The sequence below is a fragment of the Streptococcus sp. SO4 genome, assembly GCF_030440055.1.
Classification (GTDB): Bacteria; Bacillota; Bacilli; order Lactobacillales; family Streptococcaceae; genus Streptococcus; species Streptococcus nidrosiense.
In genome coordinates this window covers 1-22,581 of the sequence record NZ_JAQFJI010000004.1, presented here as the reverse complement: position 1 = coordinate 22,581, position 22,581 = coordinate 1, and the positions used below count along the sequence as shown (strand labels likewise).

General features: G+C 39.6%; 29 protein-coding genes. 24 read left to right on the top strand and 5 right to left on the bottom strand.

Features of this window, described 5'->3' with window-relative positions:
- The first annotated feature begins 65 nt into the window (after positions 1 to 65).
- Positions 66 to 1,010, top strand: coding sequence for a mannose-6-phosphate isomerase, class I (manA, locus tag PCY08_RS03180; protein WP_301559403.1), 945 nt, complete (start codon positions 66 to 68; stop codon positions 1,008 to 1,010).
- Between the two features lie 42 nt (positions 1,011 to 1,052).
- Here manA and PCY08_RS03175 read toward each other — a convergent pair whose 3' ends face one another.
- A complete protein-coding gene (locus PCY08_RS03175; RefSeq protein ID WP_301559402.1) occupies positions 1,053 to 2,393 on the bottom strand; it encodes a sodium-dependent transporter in 1,341 nt (446 codons plus the stop codon).
- A gap of 229 nt (positions 2,394 to 2,622) precedes the next feature.
- Between PCY08_RS03175 and PCY08_RS03170 the strand changes: the two genes are divergently transcribed.
- Complete coding sequence (locus tag PCY08_RS03170; protein WP_301559401.1) at positions 2,623 to 3,363, top strand: MerR family transcriptional regulator; 741 nt, start codon at positions 2,623 to 2,625, stop codon at positions 3,361 to 3,363.
- A gap of 233 nt (positions 3,364 to 3,596) precedes the next feature.
- Here PCY08_RS03170 and PCY08_RS03165 read toward each other — a convergent pair whose 3' ends face one another.
- The 4 genes from PCY08_RS03165 to PCY08_RS03150 are packed head-to-tail and all read right to left on the bottom strand — an operon-like array spanning position 3,597 to position 6,703.
- Positions 3,597 to 4,052: an 8-oxo-dGTP diphosphatase gene (locus PCY08_RS03165; protein WP_049528524.1), complete on the bottom strand. Its 456-nt coding sequence runs from the start codon at positions 4,050 to 4,052 to the stop codon at positions 3,597 to 3,599.
- A gap of 10 nt (positions 4,053 to 4,062) precedes the next feature.
- Positions 4,063 to 4,584: a DUF1697 domain-containing protein gene (locus PCY08_RS03160; protein WP_301559400.1), complete on the bottom strand. Its 522-nt coding sequence runs from the start codon at positions 4,582 to 4,584 to the stop codon at positions 4,063 to 4,065.
- Positions 4,585 to 4,634: 50 nt separating this feature from the next.
- Positions 4,635 to 5,801, bottom strand: a complete 1,167-nt coding sequence (locus PCY08_RS03155; protein ID WP_301559399.1) for an NAD(P)/FAD-dependent oxidoreductase — start codon at positions 5,799 to 5,801, stop codon at positions 4,635 to 4,637.
- Positions 5,802 to 5,857: 56 nt separating this feature from the next.
- The gene (locus PCY08_RS03150; protein ID WP_301559398.1) at positions 5,858 to 6,703 is read right to left on the bottom strand and encodes a DegV family protein; all 846 of its coding nucleotides are present in this window, start codon (positions 6,701 to 6,703) and stop codon (positions 5,858 to 5,860) included.
- Between the two features lie 124 nt (positions 6,704 to 6,827).
- On the opposite strand from PCY08_RS03150, the gene PCY08_RS03145 reads away from it, so the two are divergent.
- The 22 genes from PCY08_RS03145 to PCY08_RS03040 all read left to right on the top strand — a co-directional run bounded on the left by PCY08_RS03145 (position 6,828) and on the right by PCY08_RS03040 (position 22,440).
- Positions 6,828 to 7,385: a TetR/AcrR family transcriptional regulator gene (locus PCY08_RS03145; protein WP_000840874.1), complete on the top strand. Its 558-nt coding sequence runs from the start codon at positions 6,828 to 6,830 to the stop codon at positions 7,383 to 7,385.
- Between the two features lie 18 nt (positions 7,386 to 7,403).
- The gene (locus tag PCY08_RS03140; RefSeq protein WP_000136981.1) at positions 7,404 to 7,871 is read left to right on the top strand and encodes a deaminase; all 468 of its coding nucleotides are present in this window, start codon (positions 7,404 to 7,406) and stop codon (positions 7,869 to 7,871) included.
- An 88-nt stretch (positions 7,872 to 7,959) separates the two neighbouring features.
- On the top strand, positions 7,960 to 8,589 hold the full coding sequence (gene upp, locus PCY08_RS03135; RefSeq protein ID WP_000517029.1) for a uracil phosphoribosyltransferase: 630 nt from the start codon (positions 7,960 to 7,962) through the stop codon (positions 8,587 to 8,589).
- A gap of 172 nt (positions 8,590 to 8,761) precedes the next feature.
- Entirely contained in the window at positions 8,762 to 9,352 is a 591-nt protein-coding gene (gene clpP / locus PCY08_RS03130; protein WP_000613459.1) for an ATP-dependent Clp protease proteolytic subunit ClpP, read from the top strand.
- 75 nt (positions 9,353 to 9,427) lie between these two features.
- Positions 9,428 to 9,697 carry a YlbG family protein gene (locus tag PCY08_RS03125; RefSeq protein WP_301559397.1) on the top strand — a complete coding sequence of 90 codons (270 nt, stop codon included), beginning with the start codon at positions 9,428 to 9,430 and terminating at the stop codon, positions 9,695 to 9,697.
- A gap of 88 nt (positions 9,698 to 9,785) precedes the next feature.
- Positions 9,786 to 10,946, top strand: a complete 1,161-nt coding sequence (locus PCY08_RS03120; protein ID WP_301559396.1) for an ABC transporter substrate-binding protein — start codon at positions 9,786 to 9,788, stop codon at positions 10,944 to 10,946.
- A gap of 115 nt (positions 10,947 to 11,061) precedes the next feature.
- Positions 11,062 to 11,931: a branched-chain amino acid ABC transporter permease gene (locus PCY08_RS03115; protein WP_000941435.1), complete on the top strand. Its 870-nt coding sequence runs from the start codon at positions 11,062 to 11,064 to the stop codon at positions 11,929 to 11,931.
- A gap of 3 nt (positions 11,932 to 11,934) precedes the next feature.
- Positions 11,935 to 12,891, top strand: coding sequence for a branched-chain amino acid ABC transporter permease (locus PCY08_RS03110; RefSeq protein WP_000662278.1), 957 nt, complete (start codon positions 11,935 to 11,937; stop codon positions 12,889 to 12,891).
- Positions 12,891 to 13,655 (top strand): ABC transporter ATP-binding protein, encoded by a 765-nt coding sequence (locus PCY08_RS03105; RefSeq protein ID WP_301559395.1) that lies wholly within the window; start codon positions 12,891 to 12,893, stop codon positions 13,653 to 13,655. The genes PCY08_RS03110 and PCY08_RS03105 overlap by 1 nt, the downstream gene beginning before the upstream one ends.
- On the top strand, positions 13,655 to 14,365 hold the full coding sequence (locus PCY08_RS03100) for an ABC transporter ATP-binding protein (RefSeq protein ID WP_000062222.1): 711 nt from the start codon (positions 13,655 to 13,657) through the stop codon (positions 14,363 to 14,365). Before PCY08_RS03105 ends, PCY08_RS03100 begins: the two co-directional genes overlap by 1 nt.
- A 322-nt stretch (positions 14,366 to 14,687) precedes the next feature.
- On the top strand, positions 14,688 to 15,344 hold the full coding sequence (locus tag PCY08_RS03095; protein WP_301559394.1) for a CBS domain-containing protein: 657 nt from the start codon (positions 14,688 to 14,690) through the stop codon (positions 15,342 to 15,344).
- 128 nt (positions 15,345 to 15,472) lie between these two features.
- Positions 15,473 to 15,763, top strand: a complete 291-nt coding sequence (gene rpsF / locus PCY08_RS03090; RefSeq protein ID WP_001151786.1) for a 30S ribosomal protein S6 — start codon at positions 15,473 to 15,475, stop codon at positions 15,761 to 15,763.
- 11 nt (positions 15,764 to 15,774) lie between these two features.
- On the top strand, positions 15,775 to 16,245 hold the full coding sequence (gene ssbA / locus PCY08_RS03085) for a single-stranded DNA-binding protein SsbA (protein ID WP_000609604.1): 471 nt from the start codon (positions 15,775 to 15,777) through the stop codon (positions 16,243 to 16,245).
- A gap of 32 nt (positions 16,246 to 16,277) precedes the next feature.
- On the top strand, positions 16,278 to 16,517 hold the full coding sequence (rpsR, locus tag PCY08_RS03080) for a 30S ribosomal protein S18 (protein ID WP_000068664.1): 240 nt from the start codon (positions 16,278 to 16,280) through the stop codon (positions 16,515 to 16,517).
- 268 nt (positions 16,518 to 16,785) lie between these two features.
- The gene (locus PCY08_RS03075; RefSeq protein WP_301559393.1) at positions 16,786 to 17,295 is read left to right on the top strand and encodes a GNAT family N-acetyltransferase; all 510 of its coding nucleotides are present in this window, start codon (positions 16,786 to 16,788) and stop codon (positions 17,293 to 17,295) included.
- 81 nt (positions 17,296 to 17,376) lie between these two features.
- On the top strand, positions 17,377 to 18,777 hold the full coding sequence (locus PCY08_RS03070; protein ID WP_301559392.1) for a bifunctional Cof-type HAD-IIB family hydrolase/peptidylprolyl isomerase: 1,401 nt from the start codon (positions 17,377 to 17,379) through the stop codon (positions 18,775 to 18,777).
- A 1-nt stretch (position 18,778) separates the two neighbouring features.
- Positions 18,779 to 19,141, top strand: a complete 363-nt coding sequence (locus PCY08_RS03065) for a S1 RNA-binding domain-containing protein (protein WP_000689622.1) — start codon at positions 18,779 to 18,781, stop codon at positions 19,139 to 19,141.
- Between the two features lie 48 nt (positions 19,142 to 19,189).
- A complete protein-coding gene (locus tag PCY08_RS03060; RefSeq protein WP_301559391.1) occupies positions 19,190 to 19,936 on the top strand; it encodes a tRNA1(Val) (adenine(37)-N6)-methyltransferase in 747 nt (248 codons plus the stop codon).
- Entirely contained in the window at positions 19,926 to 20,210 is a 285-nt protein-coding gene (locus PCY08_RS03055) for a GIY-YIG nuclease family protein (protein WP_301559390.1), read from the top strand. Before PCY08_RS03060 ends, PCY08_RS03055 begins: the two co-directional genes overlap by 11 nt.
- Before the next feature lie 84 nt (positions 20,211 to 20,294).
- Positions 20,295 to 21,230 (top strand): manganese-dependent inorganic pyrophosphatase, encoded by a 936-nt coding sequence (locus PCY08_RS03050; RefSeq protein ID WP_009731484.1) that lies wholly within the window; start codon positions 20,295 to 20,297, stop codon positions 21,228 to 21,230.
- Between the two features lie 63 nt (positions 21,231 to 21,293).
- Complete coding sequence (locus PCY08_RS03045; protein ID WP_301559389.1) at positions 21,294 to 21,806, top strand: YiiX/YebB-like N1pC/P60 family cysteine hydrolase; 513 nt, start codon at positions 21,294 to 21,296, stop codon at positions 21,804 to 21,806.
- Positions 21,790 to 22,440, top strand: a complete 651-nt coding sequence (locus PCY08_RS03040) for a DUF1803 domain-containing protein (RefSeq protein WP_301559388.1) — start codon at positions 21,790 to 21,792, stop codon at positions 22,438 to 22,440. Before PCY08_RS03045 ends, PCY08_RS03040 begins: the two co-directional genes overlap by 17 nt.
- Positions 22,441 to 22,581: the final 141 nt, after the last annotated feature.

Below are 22,581 nucleotides of genomic sequence, written 5' to 3'. Positions count from 1 at the left end.
AAAGAGTTCAATTAGGACTCTTTTTTTGCTATAATGAGGGTGAAAAATCAGACAGGAGATGAAACATGTCAGAACCATTATTTTTAAATTCCGTTATGCAAGAAAAAATCTGGGGAGGTACTAAACTTCGTGATGAGTTTGGCTATGACATCCCGAGCGAAAAGATTGGTGAATATTGGGCAATCTCAGCTCACCCAAATGGTGTTTCCAAGGTAGCCAATGGTCGCTTTGAGGGAATCGACCTAGCTACTTTGTATGCGGAACACCGTGAGTTATTTGGCAACCGTCCAGAGCCAGTATTTCCGCTTTTAACAAAAATCCTTGATGCCAATGACTGGCTCAGTGTTCAAGTCCACCCAGATGATGCTTATGGACTAGAGCATGAAGGTGAGCTTGGTAAGACAGAGTGCTGGTATATTATTGCTGCAGATGAGGGTTCAGAAATTATTTACGGCCATAACGCTAAGTCAAAAGAAGAACTCCGCCAGCAAATCGAAGATAAAAACTGGGATGCCTTGTTAACAAAAGTTCCTGTAAAAGCTGGAGATTTCTTCTATGTTCCAAGTGGAACCATGCATGCTATTGGAGCAGGTATCTTAATCCTTGAAACGCAACAGTCTAGTGATACAACCTACCGTGTCTATGACTTTGACCGCAAGGATGATAATGGTAACTTGCGCGAGCTTCACCTTGAAAAATCTATTGATGTTTTGAACATTGGAGAGCCTGCTAACAGCCGTCCTGTAACAGTCAAAGCAGATGATTTGCGTTCAACTCTTCTTGTATCCAATGAATTCTTCGCAGTCTACAAGTGGGAAATCACTGGAAAAGTTGACTTCGAAAAGACAGCTGACTATAGCTTGTTGAGTGTCTTAGCTGGTCAAGGGAAACTAACTGTGGACAGTAAAGATTATCCAATTCAAAAAGGTAGCCACTTTATCTTACCAAGTGATGTTGAAGCTTGGACTTTAGAAGGGCAAGATTTGGAATTGATTGTTAGTCATCCATAAAAAGAAAGGACTTGAGGAAAAAACTCAAGTCCATTTTTATAGTTACATAAACTGGGCGATAAAGACCACGATGATGATGATTGGGATGATAAAACGAAGAAGGAAGAGCCAGACTTGGAAAAGTCCTTGTTTCCACGGTGTTTCATCAAGATGGAGTTCCTCCATAGCCAATGCTTTTTTGAAGATATAGCCTGTAAAGAGAGACAAGCAGAGGGCTCCAAAAGGCATGAGGAGATTAGAAACCAAGAAGTCCATGGCATCAAAGAAGGTCTTCCCAAAGATTTGAACATCCGCCATGACACCATAGGATAGGGCTGAAGGGATACCAAATACAAAAGTCAAAACCCCTAAAATCATACTCCACTTAGCACGTTTACGATTGTCTTGGTTGGTGATGTTGCCTACATTGATTTCCAGCATCACGACAGAAGAAGTGACCGTCGCAAAGAGGAAGAGCAAGAGAAAGAGAATATAGAAAATACTTCCAAAAGGCATCTTGTCAAAGAGTTGGGGTAGAACGATAAAGAGGAGACTAGGACCACCTTCAGACTGAATATTGAAGGCTGACATAGCTGGGAAAATGGCTAATCCTGCCATGATGGATACAGAGATGTTCATGGCAACTATGGACATACCTGATTGGACCAGATTGGTTTTCTTATCCAAGTAAGAAGCATAGGTCAACATAGCAGTAACACCGAGCGATAGTGCAAAGAAAGATTGCCCTAGAGCATAGAGGAGTCCGGCGCTTGTCAGTTTTGAAAAGTCAGGTTTGAGGAAGTAAACCACACCTTCCATGGCATTAGGCAAGCTGAGAGAGCGTCCAATGATAATGACAAAGATGATAAAGAGCAGGGGCATCATAACTTTCGATGCTCTTTCAATTCCTTTTTGAACTCCTTTAGATACGATAAAGATGTTGAGGAAGATAAAGAGGGCTTGGGAACCAAGGGCAATCCATGGATTTGAAATAATGTCTGTGAAGAGCTGGGCATAATCACTGCTAATCCCAACTTGGAAGGCTTTAGCAATAGCGATACCTAGATAAACTAAAACCCATCCACCAATAACACTATAAAAAGATAGGAGGATGAAAAGAGCAAAGGCACCGATCCAACCAATAAAATTGTAGTTCTTGTTATCGCACAATTTTCCAAATGTTTTGATTGCTGACACGCCAGCGCTCCGACCAAGGGCAAACTCCGCCAGCAAAAGCGGGAAACCAATTAAAATCGTTGAGATGAGAAAGACCAGTAAAAATCCTCCTCCACCATTGGCTGCAGTCATGTATGGAAACTTCCAAACAGCTCCAAGACCAATAGCAGAACCAGCAGACGCAAGGATGAAGCCCAGTTTCGAGCCCCATTGCGATTTTTCAGACATAGTAAAACTCCGATCTATTTTTTAAAATAAGAAAAGGCTACTTGAGTTGTCAAATAGCCTTCTCTCAATGGCTCTTTATGAGCTTTTTATTTGATTGATAGACTTGATTATCCTATCATGATTTTTGAAGTCTGTCAAGAAAATCAATTTTACGTTTTCATAAATCTTAATAAAATACTTGACTCTCCCCAAAGGGGAGGGTATATACTAATTATGTGAGGAGGAAATCATGTACCATATCAAAGAAGCTGCGCAGCTTTCAGGCGTTTCTATCAAAACACTTTACCATTATGATAAGATAGGACTTTTGGTCCCATTAAAGTCAGAAAATGGCTATCGAATCTACAGCCAAGAGGATTTAGAACGACTTCAGGTTATCCTTTATTACAAGTATCTAGGCTTTTCTTTAGAAAAAATAGCAGAGCTATTGAAGGAAGATACGACAGATATATTGTCACATTTAACTAGACAGTTGGATTACCTGACTCGAGAAAGACAACATCTGGATACCTTAATTTCAACCTTACAAAAAACCATTCAAGAACAAAAAGGAGAAATAAAAATGACCATTCAAGAAAAATTCACTGGATTTAGCTATCAAGACAATCAAAAATACCACCAAGAGGCGGTAGAAAAATATGGCCAGGAAGTCATGGACCAGGCTCTCGAGCGTCAAAAAGGACGAGAGGATGAAGCTACAACAGCCTTTAATCAAGTCTTTCAAGCCTTGGCACAAAATCTACAATCTGGTCTGCCGATAACAGCATCTGAAAACCAAGAGGAAGCAGTCAAGCTCTTGCAAGCCATTCGTACCTATGGATTTGACTGCTCTATGGAAGTCTTCGGTCATATCGGAAAAGGCTATGTCTATAATCCAGAGTTTAAGGAAAATATTGACAAATTTGGCCCAGGGACAGCTCAGTACACATCAGATGTTATTGCCCACTATGTAAGCACACAAACTCGATAAAACTTACAGACTAAGCTAGAACTGACAAAGCTAGTAACAGAAATTTATACTCTTCGAAAATCTCTTCAAACCACGTCAGCTTTATCCGCAACCTCAAAGCTGTACTTTGAGCAGCCTGCTGCTAGCTTTCTAGTTTGCTCTTTGATTTTCATTGAGTATTAGTAGGAGGACACAGACCTAGCTTGAAGATTAGATAAGACAAAATCGGCGGAGTGACCTCTGCCGATTTACTGTTATTTGAGTTGGTAAGACCAGTCTTCCCCATCCTTATAGTAAAAGAATTCACTGAGGTCTTCTTCCAAAAAAATACGAAGCATATCAGACATATCCTCAGTAGCTAGTTTAAGATGAGATAGATTTTCAAAATCCTCCCACCAGACTTTTCCTTCGTCTGAAGATTGGAGCTCACCAGTAAAGTGTTCAGTTTTGTAAAAGAGGACAACATAGCGATAATCTGCATCATCATACCAATCTTTGATACCACAGAGTTGAGGTTTAGAAATGGTCAGACCAGTTTCTTCCTCCACTTCACGAATGACAGCATCGACAAAGGATTCGCCACGTTCAACATGGCCACCAGGAAAAGTAATGCCAGGCCAGTTAGGACTAACTCGATCTTGAACCAAAACCTTGTCCCCATTTTTAATCATACACATGTTGACAAATTCGACTGATTCTCTTCTATTCATTTTACTTTTCCTATTTTGTTAGTAATTTTTCTACTACGTTTAACTTTCGCATGGTCAGATCAACGCCGAACAGCTTTTCGAGATAGTTGGTATTAAGCTTTTTTCGTTTTGCAGTTCTAGGGAGATAGAGGTAAAGACAATGGTTGCCGATACAAATTTCTTCTTCACCATAGTCACTATCCAATTTTTCAAATGGTAGACTTTGGATAGCATTCTGGAAAAGAATTATATGTATACGGTCATAAAGATAGTGTTCTCCAAACGGATTTTCTTGGACAATTTTTTTAAAATCACTCTTATTTTTAATGACCATTTTCAAGTCGGCTCCGATTTTTTCTTTTATTAGAGTATGGACTTGTTCTCGTATTTCTTCTATGGCTAAGTCGCTTTCAAGAATAATATTTCCACTTTGAATATAAGTTCGAACGTGTTGAAAACCAACCTCTGTTAAGATATCTACCAGATAAGACATTTTAGGGATAGCATTTTGTCCATTCGGTGTAACACCTCTCAGTAAAATAATATGTTCCAAAATAGCTCCTTTCTTATCCAATATCTTTAGATACTATATCATTTATAGTTCTAGTTTGAGCCTGCCACCCATCCGGTGCAGAGGGCAGAAGTGATGTTAAATCCCCCCGTATGGGCATTGATATCTAGTACCTCACCAGCAAAGTGGAGTCCAGGTACTAGCTTACTTTCCAGCGTTTTAGGATTGATTTCTTTGAGACTAACGCCACCTTTAGTTACAAAGGATTTAGCTAATGACATTTTGCCAGTTACAGGGATTTTAAGAGCCTTGATGGACTGGACAAGTTGGTCGCGTTCCTTTTCTGTTAGTTGTTTGACTTTTTCAGGATATCCTTGCACGAAAAAGTCTGCCAAGCGTTCAGGGAGCAAGGCTTTTAAGGCATTTTTCAAGGATTTTTCACGGTTCTCTTCTAAAAAGTCGACTAATTCTCTCTCAGAAAGTTGTGGCAAGACATCCAGGGAGAGGATTTCCCCACCCTTGACAAAGCTAGACATGCGTAGTGCAGCAGGACCTGACAAACCAAAGTGGGTAAAGAGCAGGTCATGGGTGATGACGTGCTTACCATAGCTTAGGGTTACATCGTCTAGGGAAATTCCCTGCAAAGCCTTGTGTGGGAAATCTGTCAACAATGGACTTTCAGCAGGTTCGAGTTCCGTAATAGTGTGTTTGAAATGTCGGGCGATTTCATGACCAAAGCCCGTAGAGCCAGTAGAAGGATAGGATTTTCCACCTGTTGTGACAATGAGTTTATCACAAGTAAAGGTTTGATCTGTAGACTTAAGGACAAACTGGTCGTCAATCTTTTTAACAGAAACAATCTCTGTTTGAGTGGCAACTTGCCCACCTAGCTCCATGATTTTCTTTTCCAGTGCTTCGATAATGGTCCGAGATTTGTCGCTGGCTGGAAAGACACGCCCGTGGTCCTCAACCTTGAGTTTTACGCCATTTTCCGTAAAAAAGTTGATAATATCATGGTTATCAAACTGGGAGAAGACGCTGTAAAGAAAGCGCCCATTTCCAGGGATTCCAGCTAATAGGTCATCTAGAGTTCCATTGTTGGTCACGTTGCAGCGACCACCACCAGTACCAGCTAATTTTTTTCCAAGTTTTCGATTTTTTTCGATGAGAAGGGTTTTCTGCCCATAAAAGCTACTTGAAATCGTAGCCATCATACCAGCAGGGCCTCCCCCGATTACAATAGTGTCAAAATGTTTCATAAAAGTATTGTACCATAAAAAAACAAGAGATGATAAGTCATCTCCTGTTTGATTTATTAGTCAATTTCATATCCCATGAGGAGTCCACCTTCTTCTGCATAAAAACTGCAGAGTCCAGAGGTTGGGATAATCTTGATTTCAGCTTGTGGGAATTTTTCACGCAAGAGCTCTGAGAGTTGTTGGCAGAATTTATCATTACTGCGGTGAGCCATGACGATACGCCCACCAGCGTAGCCAGCCTTGATTAACTCTTCATAAGCAGCTTGGAGGGACTTCTTAGCACCACGAGCCTTTTGTAGGAGTTCCAAGGTTCCAGTTTCACTTGCTTCCCCGACCATACGAATATTAAGGAGCCCAACAACTGTACCGATCAGCTTACTCAAGCGACCATTCTTAACGAGGTTATCAACCTTAGCGAGGACGAATAGTAACTTAGTTTTTTCTTGGTAAGCAGTAATAGCTTTAACCACTTCTTCAAAAGAAAGTCCTTGGTCAATCAAATCATTGATTTTTTCTACGATAAGGTCAACTTCCCCACCAGCAGATAAACTATCAATGACATGAATCTGAGTATCAGGATGTTCTTCGAGATAGAGATTCTTAGCTAATTGAGCGCTGTTTTGACTACCAGAAAGAGTTCCGGTAATGGTCACTACAAAAATATGTTTGGCACCTTCAAATGCTCGCAAGTAATCATCAGGGCTAGGACAAGCTGATTTTGAAGCTTCAGAAGTTGCATACATGGTTTCCATCATTTTGTCAATATCAAGACTAGCATCGTCAATAAAGACTTGATCGGCCACTTGAATGGTTAAGGGAACACTGATGAATTCAGTATCAATTGCTGGATTTGCCAGTTGACGATAATCACAACCAGAGTCAGCTACAATCTTCCAAGTCATAGAAATTCTCCATCTTTATCACTTATACATTGACAAAGGTTCTGTCTTTTTTTACAATTATATCATGAAAAATCTTAAAACAAAAGTCTCGTCACTCTGTTGTAACAAGTAGAAAGGAAGTGTTATGGCCGAACGAAGAATTTCTGAAAATTCACTTGAAAATCTCAGAAAATCAAACAAAGAATCCAATTTACTGACCAGAGAAGCTATCGAAACAGCTCTTTTGCAACTTTTGGAGAAAAAGGAGTTGACAAAGATTAGCATTTCCGAATTGGTAAAAAGAGCTGGGGTCTCCCGTGCAGCCTTTTATCGAAACTATGACTCCAAAGAAGAGATTTTAGAAAGCGTCTTCAAACGCAGTGTCCATAATATCATGGAGCAGCTGAGTCATTATGATGTCAAAACAGATCTCTATCTGGTTTGGGTTCATCTCTTTCGTGAAGCCAGAAAAGAAGCCAAGGTTATTCAGCTTGCCCTGGACTATCACTTGGAAAAAATCTTTGTGCAAGCTATGCAGGAATTTTTGGAAAAATATTATGGAAAATCAAAGGGTGTTAGCAGTTATCTGCATTCTTTTTGGAGTTCTGCTATCGTATCCGTTTTGCTAAAATGGATCAAGGATGGAATGAAGGTTCCTGCTGAGAAAATTGCAGATTTACGCTTGCCATTTTTCAAAAAATAGACTAAGAGGAGAGAAGTTATGACAGAAAAAAGACTGGCTTGGGATGAGTATTTTGCTGCTCAAGCCCTATTGATTGCCAATCGTTCAACCTGTAAACGCGCCAAGGTAGGAGCTGTTTTAGTCAAGGATAATAAGGTTATTTCAACAGGCTATAATGGCTCTGTATCAGGAACGGAGCATTGTATTGACCATGACTGTTTGGTGATTGAGGGCCACTGTGTCCGCACTCTTCATGCTGAGGTTAATGCTATTTTACAAGGAGCCGAACGTGGCGTTCCAAAAGGATTTACAGCTTACGTTACTCATTTTCCTTGTCTTAATTGTACCAAGCAATTACTTCAGGTAGGTTGTGAACGTGTCGTTTATATTAACCAGTACCGTATGGACGACTACGCCCAGTATCTCTATCGTGAAAAAGGGACCGAGTTGACCCATTTACCACTTGAGACAGTACAAGCAGCTCTTCAAGAAGCTAACTTGATTTAAAAATTAAAAAAAAAAGATGGTTTAGAAGGATTTTTAAACCATTTTTTGATATAATAAGAAGAATAAATTGAAAGAAGGAATTCAGAAAATGGGAAAACTTGAAGTCATTAATCATCCACTCATTCAACACAAATTGTCAATCTTGCGTCGTACAGACACTTCTACAAAAGCTTTTCGTGAGTTAGTAGATGAAATTGCTATGTTGATGGGATATGAAGTACTTCGTGATCTTCCGCTTGAAGACGTTGAAATCGAAACACCTATCACAAAAACAGTTCAAAAACAATTGGCTGGTAAAAAATTGGCAATTGTTCCAATCTTGCGTGCAGGTATCGGGATGGTCGATGGGCTATTGAGCTTGGTTCCAGCAGCCAAAGTTGGACATATCGGTATGTACCGTGACGAAGAAACTCTTCAACCAGTAGAATACTTGGTTAAATTACCTGAAGATATCGACCAACGTCAAATTTTTGTGGTTGACCCTATGCTTGCAACAGGTGGTTCTGCAATCTTGGCTGTTGATTCCCTCAAAAAACGTGGAGCATCAAACATCAAATTTGTCTGCCTTGTATCCGCTCCAGAAGGTGTAAAAGCTCTTCAAGAAGCTCACCCAGATGTAGAAATCTTTACAGCAGCTTTGGATGAACGTTTGAACGAACATGGCTATATCGTTCCAGGTCTTGGTGATGCTGGAGACCGCTTGTTCGGTACTAAATAAGATTCTAAGCATAAACTAAAACTGTTCATTGGTTTTAGTCTCGAAAGGAGGTTGAATTTTTGTGTCTGTCTTTAGAATAGAGCAAAAATTTGACCTTTTTTGACCAAAAAGATATAATAGATCTGTATTGAGTCAATCGACTAAGAAATTTAGAAATCAGAAGGAGAATTGAATGATTCCTGTAGTTATTGAACAAACAAGTCGTGGAGAACGTTCATATGACATTTACTCACGTCTTCTAAAAGATCGTATCATCATGTTGACTGGACCAGTCGAAGACAATATGGCAAACTCAGTTATCGCCCAATTGCTTTTCTTGGATGCCCAAGATAGTACAAAAGATATTTACCTTTATGTAAATACTCCTGGTGGTTCTGTATCAGCTGGTTTGGCAATCGTTGATACTATGAACTTTATTAAGGCAGATGTCCAAACCATCGTTATGGGGATGGCTGCTTCAATGGGAACAATTATTGCCTCAAGTGGAGCAAAGGGCAAACGTTTCATGCTTCCGAATGCAGAATACATGATTCACCAACCGATGGGTGGTACAGGTGGTGGTACACAGCAAACAGATATGGCCATTGCTGCTGAACACTTGCTTAAAACTCGTAAGACTTTGGAGCAAATTCTTGCAGATAATTCTGGTAAATCAGTTGAGCAAATCCATGCAGATGCTGAACGTGATTACTGGATGAGCGCTCAAGAAACACTTGAATATGGTTTCATTGATGAAATCATGGCTAATAATTCTTTGAATTAATCTTTTGAAGCAAACTCGACTGAGTTTGCTTTTTTTGATATAATAGTAAGAAGATTGTTAGAAGGAAGTTGTAATATGTTTCAAAAAGAGAATCGGTCTGGTCTGATTATCTACCTATACTATAATCGTGATGCAAAAAAACTCGATAATTATGGTGATATTTGTTACCACTCTAAAAAACACCGTTATCTGCAACTGTATGTCCCAACAGAAGAAGTGGAAGAACTGGTTAGCCGTTTAGGAAAAGAGAGATTTATCAAAAAAGTGCGACGATGTCATATCCAAGATTTGGAAACTCCCTTTGTTGGTAGTCTCTACAGAAATAGCGAAAACGTTATCATGTAAAAATTAAGATAAATGTGTTGACAATTTTCTGATAATTCGGTATATTCTTAACATGTAATTTAAATTAAGAAATTAAAAGGAGATAAACATGAAGAAAAAATTTGCCTTATCACTTGTAGCTCTTGCAAGTGTAGCTGTTTTAGTAGCTTGTGGAGAAGTGAAGTCAGGAGCTTCAAATTCAACTGGTAACCCAGTGGATGAGAAAGTCGTTAAAATTGGTTTCAACTTTGAAGAAACTGGTGCTGTAGCATCTTACGGTACATCTGAGCAAAAGGGTGCTCAACTTGCAGTTGATGAAATCAACGCAGCAGGTGGTATCGATGGAAAACAGATCGAAGTAGTAGACAAAGATAACAAATCTGAAACTGCTGAAGCTGCTTCAGTTTCAACAAACCTTGTTACTCAATCTAAAGTAGCAGCAATCGTAGGACCTGCAACTTCAGGTGCAACTGCAGCAGCAGTAGCAAATGCTACACAAGCTGGGGTTCCATTGATTTCTCCAAGTGCTACTCAAGATGGTTTGACAAAAGGTCAAGATTTCCTTTTCATCGGAACATTCCAAGATAGCTTCCAAGGGAAAATCATTTCTAACTATGTTACAAACAAGTTGAACGCTAAGAAAGTTGTCTTGTATACTGATAACTCAAGCGACTACGCTAAAGGAATTGCAAAATCATTCCGTGATTCGTTCTCAGGCGAAATCGTAGCAGATGAAACGTTTGTATCAGGTGACACTGACTTCCAAGCAGCTTTGACAAAAATCAAAGATAAAGACTTTGATGCAATCGTATTGCCAGGTTACTACACAGAAGCTGGTAAGATTGTAAACCAAGCTCGTGGTATGGGAATTGATAAACCAATCATTGGTGGTGATGGATTCAACGGTGCAGAGTTTGTTCAACAAGCAACAGCTGAACGCGCATCAAATATCTACTTCATCTCAGGATTCTCAACTACTGTAGAGGTTTCAGATAAAGCAAAAGCCTTCCTTGAAGCTTACCGTGCAAAATACAACGAAGATCCTTCAACATTTGCAGCTCTTGCTTATGACTCAGTTTACCTTGTAGCTAATGCAGCAAAAGGTGCAAAAACTTCAGTTGATATCAAGAACAATCTTGCTAAAACACAAAACTTTGAAGGTGTTACAGGTCAAACAAGCTTTGATGCAGATCACAACACTGTGAAAACAGCCTTCATGATGACCATGAATAATGGTAAAGTAGAAGCGGCAGAAGTCGTAAAACCATAATTATAGATACAGGAAATGGGGAATGAGCTTTTACTCACTCCCTGTTTCAGTGTTTATGAAAGGATTATTTTTTTATAAAAATCCTAAAAAATAAAACTTAGAAAGAGTGAACCATATGCTTCAACAACTTGTCAATGGTCTAATCTTGGGGAGTGTCTATGCGCTGCTAGCCCTAGGTTATACTATGGTTTATGGAATTATCAAGCTCATTAACTTTGCCCACGGTGATATTTATATGATGGGTGCTTTCATGGGTTATTTCTTGATTAATTCCTTGCAATTAAATTTCTTTGTAGCCTTGATCTTATCGATGATCGGAACGGCAATTCTCGGTGTTATCATTGAGTTTCTTGCTTATCGTCCATTACGTCATTCAACTCGTATCTCTGTATTGATTACAGCCATCGGGGTTTCCTTCTTACTGGAGTATGGGATGGTCTATCTGGTAGGCGCCAATACACGTGCCTTCCCTCAAGCAATCCAAACAGTTCGTTATGACTTGGGACCAATTAGTCTAACAAATATTCAATTGTTGATTTTGACTGTTTCACTTGTTTTGATGGTTCTTCTACAACTCATCGTACAAAAAACCAAGATGGGGAAAGCCATGCGTGCTGTTTCTGTAGATAGTGATGCTGCTCAGCTGATGGGGATTAACGTAAACCGTACAATCAGTTTCACCTTTGCATTGGGTTCAGCTCTAGCTGGTGCAGCGGGTGTCTTGATTGCACTTTACTATAACTCTCTTGAACCATTGATGGGAATGACTCCAGGTATTAAATCATTTGTGGCTGCCGTTCTTGGTGGCATCGGAATTATCCCTGGTGCAGCTCTGGGTGGCTTTGTTATTGGTCTTTTGGAGACATTTGCTACCGCCTTCGGAATGTCAGATTTCCGTGATGCCATCGTGTATGGAATCTTGCTCTTAATCTTGATTGTTCGTCCAGCTGGTATCCTCGGTAAGAATGTGAAAGAGAAGGTGTAAACAATGAAAGAAAATTTAAAAGTTAATATTCTATGGTTATTCCTTTTGTTGCTTGGATATGGTTTAATTAGCCTATTGGTTTCAGTAGGAGTCTTGAACCTTTTCCATATTCAGATTATTGAACAAATCGGTATCAATATTATTCTAGCAGTAGGTCTTAACCTAATCGTTGGGTTCTCTGGTCAGTTTTCACTTGGACATGCTGGATTTATGGCTATTGGTGCTTATGCAGCAGCCATTATCGGATCAAAATCTCCAACCTATGGTGCATTCTTTGGAGCTATGTTGCTCGGTGCTATCATTGCTGGTTTGGTTGCCTTGGTCGTTGGAATTCCAACCCTACGTTTGAAGGGTGACTACCTTGCAGTTGCGACACTTGGTGTTGCTGAAATTATTCGTATCTTCATTATTAATGGTGGAAGCCTTACAAACGGTGCTGCTGGTATTTTGGGGATTCCTAACTTTACAACCTGGCAAATGGTATATTTCTTTGCTGTGATTACAACGATTGCCACTCTTAATTTCCTTCGTAGTCCTATCGGACGTTTAACCTTATCAGTTCGTGAAGATGAGATTGCTGCTGAGTCAGTAGGGGTCAATACTACAAAAATTAAAATCATTGCTTTTGTTTTTGGTGCTGTTACTGCAAGTATCGCAGGTACTCTCCAGTCAGGATTTATTGGATCAGTCGTACCAAAAGATTATACGTTTATCAACTCTATCAATGTTTTGATTATCGTTGTATTCGGTGGTTTAGGTTCCATTACAGGGGCAATTGTTGCGGCAATCGTGCTTGGAATCTTGAACATGCTCCTTCAAGACGTAGCCAGCGTTCGTATGATTATCTATGCTTTGGCCTTAGTACTCGTTATGATCTTCAGACCAGGTGGTCTTCTTGGGACATGGGAATTGAGCCTATCACGTCTCTTTAAAAAAGGTAAGAAGGAGGGACAAAACTAATGGCATTACTTGAAGTAAAAAATTTAACCAAACATTTTGGTGGTCTGACAGCCGTTGGGGACGTCACTCTCGAATTGAACGAAGGTGAACTTGTTGGTTTGATTGGACCGAATGGTGCTGGAAAAACAACCCTCTTCAACTTGTTGACAGGTGTTTATGAACCAAGCGAAGGGACAGTAACCTTGGATGGTCACTTGTTAAATGGCAAGCAACCCTATAAAATCGCATCTCTTGGTTTAGGGCGTACCTTCCAAAATATCCGCCTTTTTAAGGACTTGACAGTTTTGGATAACGTTCTGATTGCATTTAGCAACCATCATAAACAACATGTTTTTGCGAGTTTCTTGCGCTTACCAGCTTTTTATAAGAATGAAAAAGAATTGAAAGCTAAAGCCTTAGAATTACTAAAAATCTTTGATTTGGATGGAGATGCTGAAACTCTCGCTAAAAATTTAGCCTATGGTCAACAACGTCGTTTGGAAATTGTTCGTGCTCTTGCTACAGAACCTAAAATCCTTTTCTTGGATGAGCCTGCAGCGGGTATGAATCCACAAGAAACTGCAGAATTGACTGAGTTGATTCGTCGCATCAAGAATGAATTCAACATTACTATTATGCTGATTGAACATGATATGAACTTGGTTATGGAAGTTACTGAGCGTATCTATGTTCTTGAGTACGGTCGTTTGATTGCTCACGGGACACCAGATGAAATCAAGAGTAATAAACGTGTTATCGAAGCTTATCTTGGAGGTGAAGCCTAATGTCTATGTTAAAAGTTGAAAACCTCTCAGTACACTACGGTATGATTCAAGCTGTACGTGATGTGAGCTTTGAAGTAAACGAAGGAGAAGTTGTCTCCCTTATCGGTGCCAACGGGGCTGGTAAAACAACCATCCTTCGTACCTTGTCAGGACTTGTTCGTCCAAGTTCTGGTAAAATTGAATTTTTGGGACAAGAAATCCAAAAGATGCCTGCACAAAAAATTGTGGCATCAGGACTTTCTCAAGTACCAGAAGGACGTCACGTCTTCCCTGGTTTGACAGTTTTGGAAAACTTGGAGATGGGAGCCTTTCTTAAGAAAAATCGTGAAGAGAATCAAGCAAATTTAAAGAAAGTCTTTTCACGTTTCCCTCGTCTGGAAGAACGTAAAAACCAAGATGCAGCTACCCTTTCTGGTGGTGAGCAGCAGATGCTTGCTATGGGACGTGCGCTTATGTCAACGCCTAAACTTCTTCTCTTAGATGAACCATCAATGGGGCTTGCGCCAATCTTTATCCAAGAAATTTTTGATATCATCCAAGATATTCAAAAACAAGGTACAACTGTTCTTTTGATCGAGCAAAATGCCAATAAAGCACTAGCCATCGCAGATCGAGGCTATGTTCTTGAAACAGGTAAAATCGTTCTTTCAGGAACAGGTAAAGAACTCGCAGCATCAGATGAAGTCAGAAAAGCATATCTAGGTGGCTAAAAAGGTCCGGGGGACCTTTTTAGTCGGCAGATAGAGATTGCTTGGCAATCATCAGAACCAGTGGATTGTTTTAGTCGGCAGATAAAGATTGCGCAAGCAATCCACATTAGTCCGGGGTACCTTTTTAGTCGGCAGATAAAGATTGTCTTAGTCTGCGGGAAATATTGTCAAACAAATTACATAATCATAAGATTGAGGGCCCTAATATAGGGCTCTTTTATAGTATTTCAGAGTTTTCAGAATCTTGAAAAAGAGATGAAAGCGTTTGATTGATTTTCGTAAAAAGTGTATAATAAAGCTATAAACATAAAGGAGAGTTCCTATGGCAGTTAAAGATTTTATGACACGAAAGGTCGTATATATTAGCCCAGATACGACTGTAGCACATGCAGCAGACTTGATGCGCGAACAAGGTTTGCATCGTCTTCCTGTTATTGAAAATGATAAATTAGTTGGTCTAGTAACAGAAGGAACAATTGCTGAAGCCAGTCCGTCAAAAGCAACGAGTCTTTCAATCTTCGAGATGAATTACTTGCTCAATAAAACAAAAGTAAAGGACGTCATGATTCGTGATGTTGTAACTGTCTCAGGTTATGCAAGTTTGGAAGATGCAACCTACCTTATGCTGAAAAATAAGATTGGAATCTTGCCAGTTATTGATAATGGACAAGTCTATGGTGTCATTACTGACCGTGATGTATTCAGAGCATTTCTTGAAATTTCTGGTTATGGCGAAGAGGGAATCCGTGTTCGTTTTATCACAGAAAATGAAGTTGGGGTACTTGGTAAGATTGTTTCTTTAATCGTTGAGGAAAATCTAAATATTTCTCATACTGTTAATATTCCACGTAAAGATGGTAAGATTGTTATCGAAGTTCAAATTGAGGGAACGGTTGATCTAGCTACCTTTAAACAGAAATTTGAATCTGAGAATATTCAGGTTGAAGAAATTATACAAACTTTAGCAAAAAAACTGTAAAAAATAAAATAGAAGCAGTTTTTACTTGCTAAAAAAATTTTTTTCTAGTATAATAATTTATTGTGAGCAAACCTCACTTACCCCTTGCAATGTCTTGGGGTCATTAGACCAAAAGGAGGAACATATCAATGGCTAAATACGAAATTCTTTATATCATTCGTCCAAACATTGAAGAAGAAGCGAAAAACGCTTTGGTAGCACGTTTTGACTCTATCTTGACTGACAACGGTGCAACTGTTGTTGAATCAAAAACATGGGAAAAACGTCGTCTTGCATACGAAATCCAAGATTTCCGCGAAGGACTTTACCACATCGTTAACGTTGAAGCAAATGATGATGCAGCTCTTAAAGAGTTTGACCGTCTTTCAAAAATCAACGCTGACATTCTTCGTCACATGATCGTCAAAACTGACGCGTAAGAAGGTAGATTATGATTAACAATGTTGTACTTGTAGGGCGTATGACTCGTGACGCTGAGTTGCGTTATACCCCATCAAATGTAGCAGTTGCGACTTTTACTCTTGCAGTAAACCGTACATTTAAGAGTCAAAATGGCGAACGTGAGGCTGATTTTATCAATGTCGTTATGTGGCGCCAACAGGCTGAGAATCTTGCTAATTGGGCTAAAAAAGGCTCACTTATCGGGGTGACAGGTCGTATTCAGACTCGTAGTTACGATAACCAGCAAGGACAACGTGTCTACGTGACGGAAGTCGTGGCTGAGAATTTCCAAATGTTGGAAAGCCGTAGTGTGCGTGAAGGACATACTGGTGGAGCTTATTCAGCACCAAGTTCAAACTATTCAGCACCTACTCAATCAGTACCTGACTTTTCACGTGATGAAAATCCATTCGGAACAACGAATCCTTTGGATATTTCAGATGATGATTTACCATTCTAATGGACAATTAATACTATAAAGGAGAAAAAAACATGGCTCAACAACGTCGTGGCGGATTCAAACGCCGTAAAAAAGTTGACTACATCGCAGCAAACAAAATTGAATATGTTGATTACAAAGATACTGAGCTTCTTAGCCGTTTCGTTTCAGAACGTGGGAAAATCCTTCCTCGTCGTGTAACAGGAACTTCAGCTAAAAACCAACGTAAAGTAACAACAGCTATCAAACGCGCTCGCGTAATGGCTTTGATGCCTTTCGTAAACGAAGATTAAAAAAAGGGGTCCGGGTGGACCTCTTTTTCATGAGCATGAAAACAAGAAAGCGAATTAAGACCCCGACGGGTCTTTTTTTCACGAGCATGGAAAAGGGAGAGCGAGTTGAGGTCCAGTGGACCTCTTTTTTATGTTCGGGCGTGTCTTTTATCAGACTTTTACAGGACTCCCTGTTGACTTAGTAAGATTCTTTTGTCTTACTAGGTTTTTTCTTTTAATCTTTATTATCGTGCTATAATGGTAGGAGAATGCTATAAAGGAGAAGCTTATGAAGACGACATGTTCAATTAGAAAAATGCAAAAATCTGACATAAAAGATCTATCTCGAGGATTTATGAATCAAGGTTGGCCTGGTAGAGAGGAAATTTTGGCTAGATATTTTCTGGAACAGGAAAGTGGGGAGAGAGAAGTCTTAGTTGCAGAGGTTGAGGGTGCTGTAGCGGGCTACATTACCATTTTGCCCTCTGCTAAACATGGTCCTTTTGCAGAAGTCTATCCAGAATTATCAGATTTTAATGTGTTTGAGCCTTTTCGAAATCAAGGAGTTGGGAATCAACTGCTAGAAGAAGCAGAAAAACGAGTCAAGCTTGTTTCAATCAAGGTAAGTCTAGGCGTAGGCTTGCACTCAGGATATGGACCCGCCCAGAGATTGTACATCAAACGAGGCTATATTCCAGATGGGACGGGTGTTTGGTATAGAAATCACCCCTTAGAAATGAACGCTACTAGTCAAAACAATGATGATTTAGTTTTGTACTTGTCTAAGGAATTCGAATAAGAGGTAGCAAATTTCTTTGAAGATAGGGGAATTCTCTACTTTATGGTATAATGGAAAGAGTGAATTGAAGGAGGAAAGGTGATGGATGCGAAATTAAGATATAAGGCAAAAAAGATAAAGGTTATTTTTTTTGATATTGATGATACGTTGAGAAACTCAAAGACTGGTTTTATCCCCACCTCAATTTCAACTGTTTTTAAACAATTGCGTGAAAAAGGTATTTTGACTGGGATTGCAACTGGTCGTGGGATTTTCGGTGTCGTGCCAGAGATTCGCGAGCTAAAACCTGACTTTTTTGTTACCTTGAATGGTGCCTATATTGAGGATAAAAAAGGCAATGTGATTGAAAGTAACAAAATCGCTAAAGATAAGGTTGAAAGCTATATTGCTTGGACTAAGGAAGTGGGGATTGAATATGGTTTAGTTGGTAGTCATACTGCTAAACTCTCCACTAGAACTGAGTTGATTAGTGAGGCCATTGATCCAATTTATCCTGACTTGGATGTTGATCCTGATTTTTATGAAAAAGAAGACATCTATCAGATGTGGACTTTTGAGGATCAGGGAGATGACCTGACTTTGCCTGAAAGTTTAGCATTGACTTTGCGTATGGTACGCTGGCATGAACATTCGTCAGATGTGGTACCAATTTCAGGTTCAAAAGCAGCTGGTGTAGCAAAAGTTGTAGAACATTTAGGTTTTAAACCTGAGAACGTCATGGTCTTCGGAGACGGTCTTAACGATTTAGAGCTCTTTGATTATGCAGGTATTAGTGTTGCTATGGGGATTTCTCATGACGAAATCAAAGAAAAAGCAGATTATATTACAAAAACATTAGAAGAAGATGGCATTTTCGATGCCTTAGAAGGATTTGGTATGGTAGAAAAAGAATTACAGTTTCCACAAGTAGACATTGAAGCAGTAGAAGGTCCGATTGCGACTATTAAGACAAATCATGGAGAGTTGCGTATTAAGCTTTTCCCTGAGCATGCACCAAAAACAGTTGCCAACTTTATTGCTCTGTCTAAAGACGGTTACTATGACGGGGTAATTTTCCACCGTATTATTAAAGATTTTATGATTCAAGGTGGAGATCCAACTGGAACTGGTATGGGTGGCGAATCAATCTATGGAGAATCTTTTGAGGATGAGTTTTCAGAAGAACTTTACAATGTCCGTGGAGCCCTTTCTATGGCTAATGCTGGGCCAAATACAAATGGTAGCCAGTTCTTTATCGTGCAGAATCAACACTTGCCATATTCTAAGAAAGAAATTGCTCGTGGTGGTTGGCCAGAACCAATTGCGGAGATTTATGCAGAACAAGGTGGAACTCCTCATCTAGACCGTCGTCATACTGTATTCGGTCAACTTGCAGATGAAGCTTCTTATGAAGTTCTGGATGCAATTGCAGGTGTAGAAACAGGTGCAATGGACAAGCCAGTTGAAGATGTCGTTATCGAAACGATTGAAATCGAGGACTAGGATGAAAATAGGTGATAAGCTAACAGGGCGAATTACAGGGATTCAGTCTTATGGAGCCTTTGTGGAGTTAGAGACTGGTATCACAGGCTTGATTCATATTTCTGAAATTCGTACAGGATTTATTGAGAATATCTATGATGTACTGAAAATCGGTGAAGAAGTTCAAGTCCAGGTTGTCGATTTGGACGAGTATACAGGGAAAGCAAGTCTTTCTATTCGGACTTTGGAAGAAGAGAAACATCAATTACCGAGACGGAGACGTTTTTCAAGTGACCGTGTCAAATACGGATTTGCTCCTTTGGCTCGCATGATGCCTATCTGGACCAAGGAAGCTATCTCTAATCTAAATAAGAAAAAGTCTTAATTGATTTTTCTCTCTTGAAATGTTAATATAGTTTGTTATAATAGAAGTATGGTAGAAGAATTATTAAAATCAGGAGAGAGAATCAATCAGCTCTTTTCTACAGATATCAAGATTATTCAAAATAGAGAGGTTTTCAGCTATTCGGTGGATAGTGTACTTTTGTCACGCTTTCCTCGTTTTCCAAAAAATGGGTTAATTGTGGATTTTTGTGCTGGGAATGGAGCTGTTGGACTTTTTGCCAGTAGCAGGACTAAGGCGAAAATTCTGTCTGTTGAAATCCAGGAACGCCTGGCAGATATGGCTGAACGATCAGTCCGATTAAATGGCTTAGAAGAACAGATGCAGGTCATTTGTGATGATTTGAAGAATATGCCTACTTATATTCAGGGGAGCAAGGTTGATTTGATTTTATGCAACCCTCCCTATTTTAAGGTGGACCCAAATTCTAATCTGAACGAGAGTGAACACTACTTGTTGGCTCGGCATGAAATTACGACCAATCTAAAAGAAATTTGTCGTAGTGCCCAAAGTATACTCAAATCTAACGGGCGTCTAGCCATGGTTCACCGTCCTGATCGTTTGTTAGATATTTTAGAAACGCTTCAACAACACAATTTAGCTCCAAAGCGTCTGCAATTTGTCTACCCTAAACGGGAGAAGGAAGCCAATATGCTTTTGATCGAGGCTATTAAGGACGGCTCCACTAGTGGTTTTAAGGTTTTGCCACCACTCATTGTTCATAATGATGATGGTTCCTATACTCCAGAAATTCAAGAAATCTATTATGGATCATAAAGCTTATATGTATGTAGTTGAGTGTCGGGATGGTTCCTACTATACTGGTTATACAACGGATGTCAAAAAAAGAATAACTGTTCACAATAGTGGTAAGGGAGCCAAGTACACACGAGCTCGGTTGCCAGTAAAACTCATCTATGTTCAAGGTTTCGATAGTAGGGAAGAAGCCATGTCTGCTGAAGCCCTTCTCAAACGTAAGAAGAGAGTGCAAAAGGAAAGATTTTTATCTGAAAACCAAGAGGAAAATATACTCGGTCATTTTGAAGAGTAGAGGGGAGTTCTTTGACTCCTCTTACTTTTGTCAAAAAATGAAAAAAATGCTACAATAAAGAGAATAAAGAAACGAGGTATTATCATGTCTAAGATTCTAGTATTTGGTCACCAAAATCCAGATTCAGATGCTATCGGTTCATCTGTAGCCTTTGCTTATCTTGCAAAAGAAGCTTATGGTTTGGATACAGAAGCGGTGGCTCTTGGAACTCCAAATGAAGAAACAGCTTTCGTATTGAACTATTTTGGTGTTGAAGCACCGCGCGTTATCACATCTGCTAAAGCAGAAGGTGCAGAACAAGTTATCTTGACTGACCACAATGAATTCCAACAATCAGTATCAGATATTGCTGAAGTAGAAGTATACGGTGTGGTGGATCACCACCGTGTGGCTAACTTTGAAACTGCAAGCCCACTTTACATGCGCTTGGAGCCAGTTGGATCAGCATCTTCTATCGTATACCGTATGTTCAAAGAACATGGTGTAGCTGTGCCAAAAGAAATTGCAGGTTTGATGCTTTCGGGTTTGATTTCAGATACTCTTCTTTTGAAATCTCCAACAACACACCCATCTGATAAGGTGATTGCGCCTGAATTGGCTGAATTGGCTGGTGTGAACTTAGAAGAATACGGTCTTGCAATGCTCAAGGCTGGTACAAACTTAGCAAGTAAATCAGCAGAAGAATTGATCGACATCGATGCTAAGACTTTTGAACTCAACGGAAACAACGTTCGTGTGGCTCAAGTCAATACAGTTGATATCGCTGAAGTCTTGGAACGCCAAGCTGAAATTGAAGCAGCTATCCAAGCAGCAAATGCAGCTAACGGATACTCTGACTTCGTTTTGATGATTACAGATATCGTCAACTCAAACTCAGAAATTTTGGCTCTTGGTGCCAACATGGACAAGGTCGAAGCAGCTTTCAACTTCAAACTTGAAAACAACCACGCTTTCCTTCCAGGTGCTGTTTCACGTAAGAAACAAGTTGTACCACAATTGACTGAAAGCTTTAATGCATAATCATAGATGGGAAAGCCCATTATTAAAAAGGAGTTTCGACTCCTTTTTTGCTAGGAGGAGACCATGTTAGAATCTGGTGATTTGATTTTTGTGAAGGACCTTTCAGATATGGGGCAGGCCATCCAGGAATCTACTGGTAACTATAGCCATGTGGCCATCTTTTTGGACGGACAGGTCTATCATGCAACTACGGAAGGAGGTGTCATTGCCCAGTCCCCTGAAGATTTCTTTGAAGATGAGAAAGTCTATGACCTTTATCGCTATGCGGAGATTCATTGCCCAGAGGTTAAAAAGCAGGCAGAGAGCCTTTTGGGTTCACCCTACAATGATTCCTTTTACCCGGATGGAGATGGTTATTACTGTTCCCAGTTCATTGCTGAACTACTTCCTATTTTTGAGACCATTCCCATGAAATTTGGGAATGATACACAGGAAATTAGTGATTTCTGGAGTGAATATTATAGAGAACTAGGGCTTCCTGTACCTCTGAATCAGCCTGGCACTAACCCTAGTCAATTAGCAACATCACCACTTTTAGTTTGTAAAGAAAGGAATCTTCATGATTCAGATTTTTAATCCATCTCGTTTGACACGACAACCATTCTTTAGAGATTTGGTTGACTATCTTGATCAGCATGATGATGTGATCCTCCGTGAAATCAAGGCTCAGTTTCCAGAGGTTCCAGTTGATAAGCATTTGGAGGAATATATTAAAGCGGGTTTGATTTTGAGAGAAAACAAACGCTATTATCTCAGTCTTCCCTTTCTAGAATCTACAAAATCTCTTGAACTAGACCAAGAAGTCTTTGTAAGAGATGATAGTCCCATCTATCTAGAAATCCTGGAGAAAAGATTTCAGACTGAATTACGTAACCAAACCAATGCAGCAATCCTAGAAGAGTATACGGATTTTGCTAGGGAAAAAATGACCTTGTCTAATTACTTTTATAAGGTTAAGCACCAGTATCTACTGACAGAAGATCAGCAGAAACTCTATGCTGTTTTGGGGGATGTCAACCCTGAGTATGCTCTCAAGTATATGACAACCTTTTTGCTTAAATTTCTCAAAAAAGACCAGCTCATGCAGAAGCGTCGAGATATCTTTGTTGATAGTTTAGTTTTATTGGGCTACATCATTCAAAATGAAGATGGGAAATATGAGTTAGCTGTAGAATTTGATAAAGAAAGATTCATCTTTATAAAAAAATAAAGGCTAGGGATTTTCCCAATGTCATTAAGTTAAGAAATTCAAATACAATTCTGTATTTGGGTTTCTTTTTTTATGTGCTAAACTGATAGTTAAGGAGGTACTTCCTATGATAAAACAGATAAAAGCCCACTTGAATAAGAG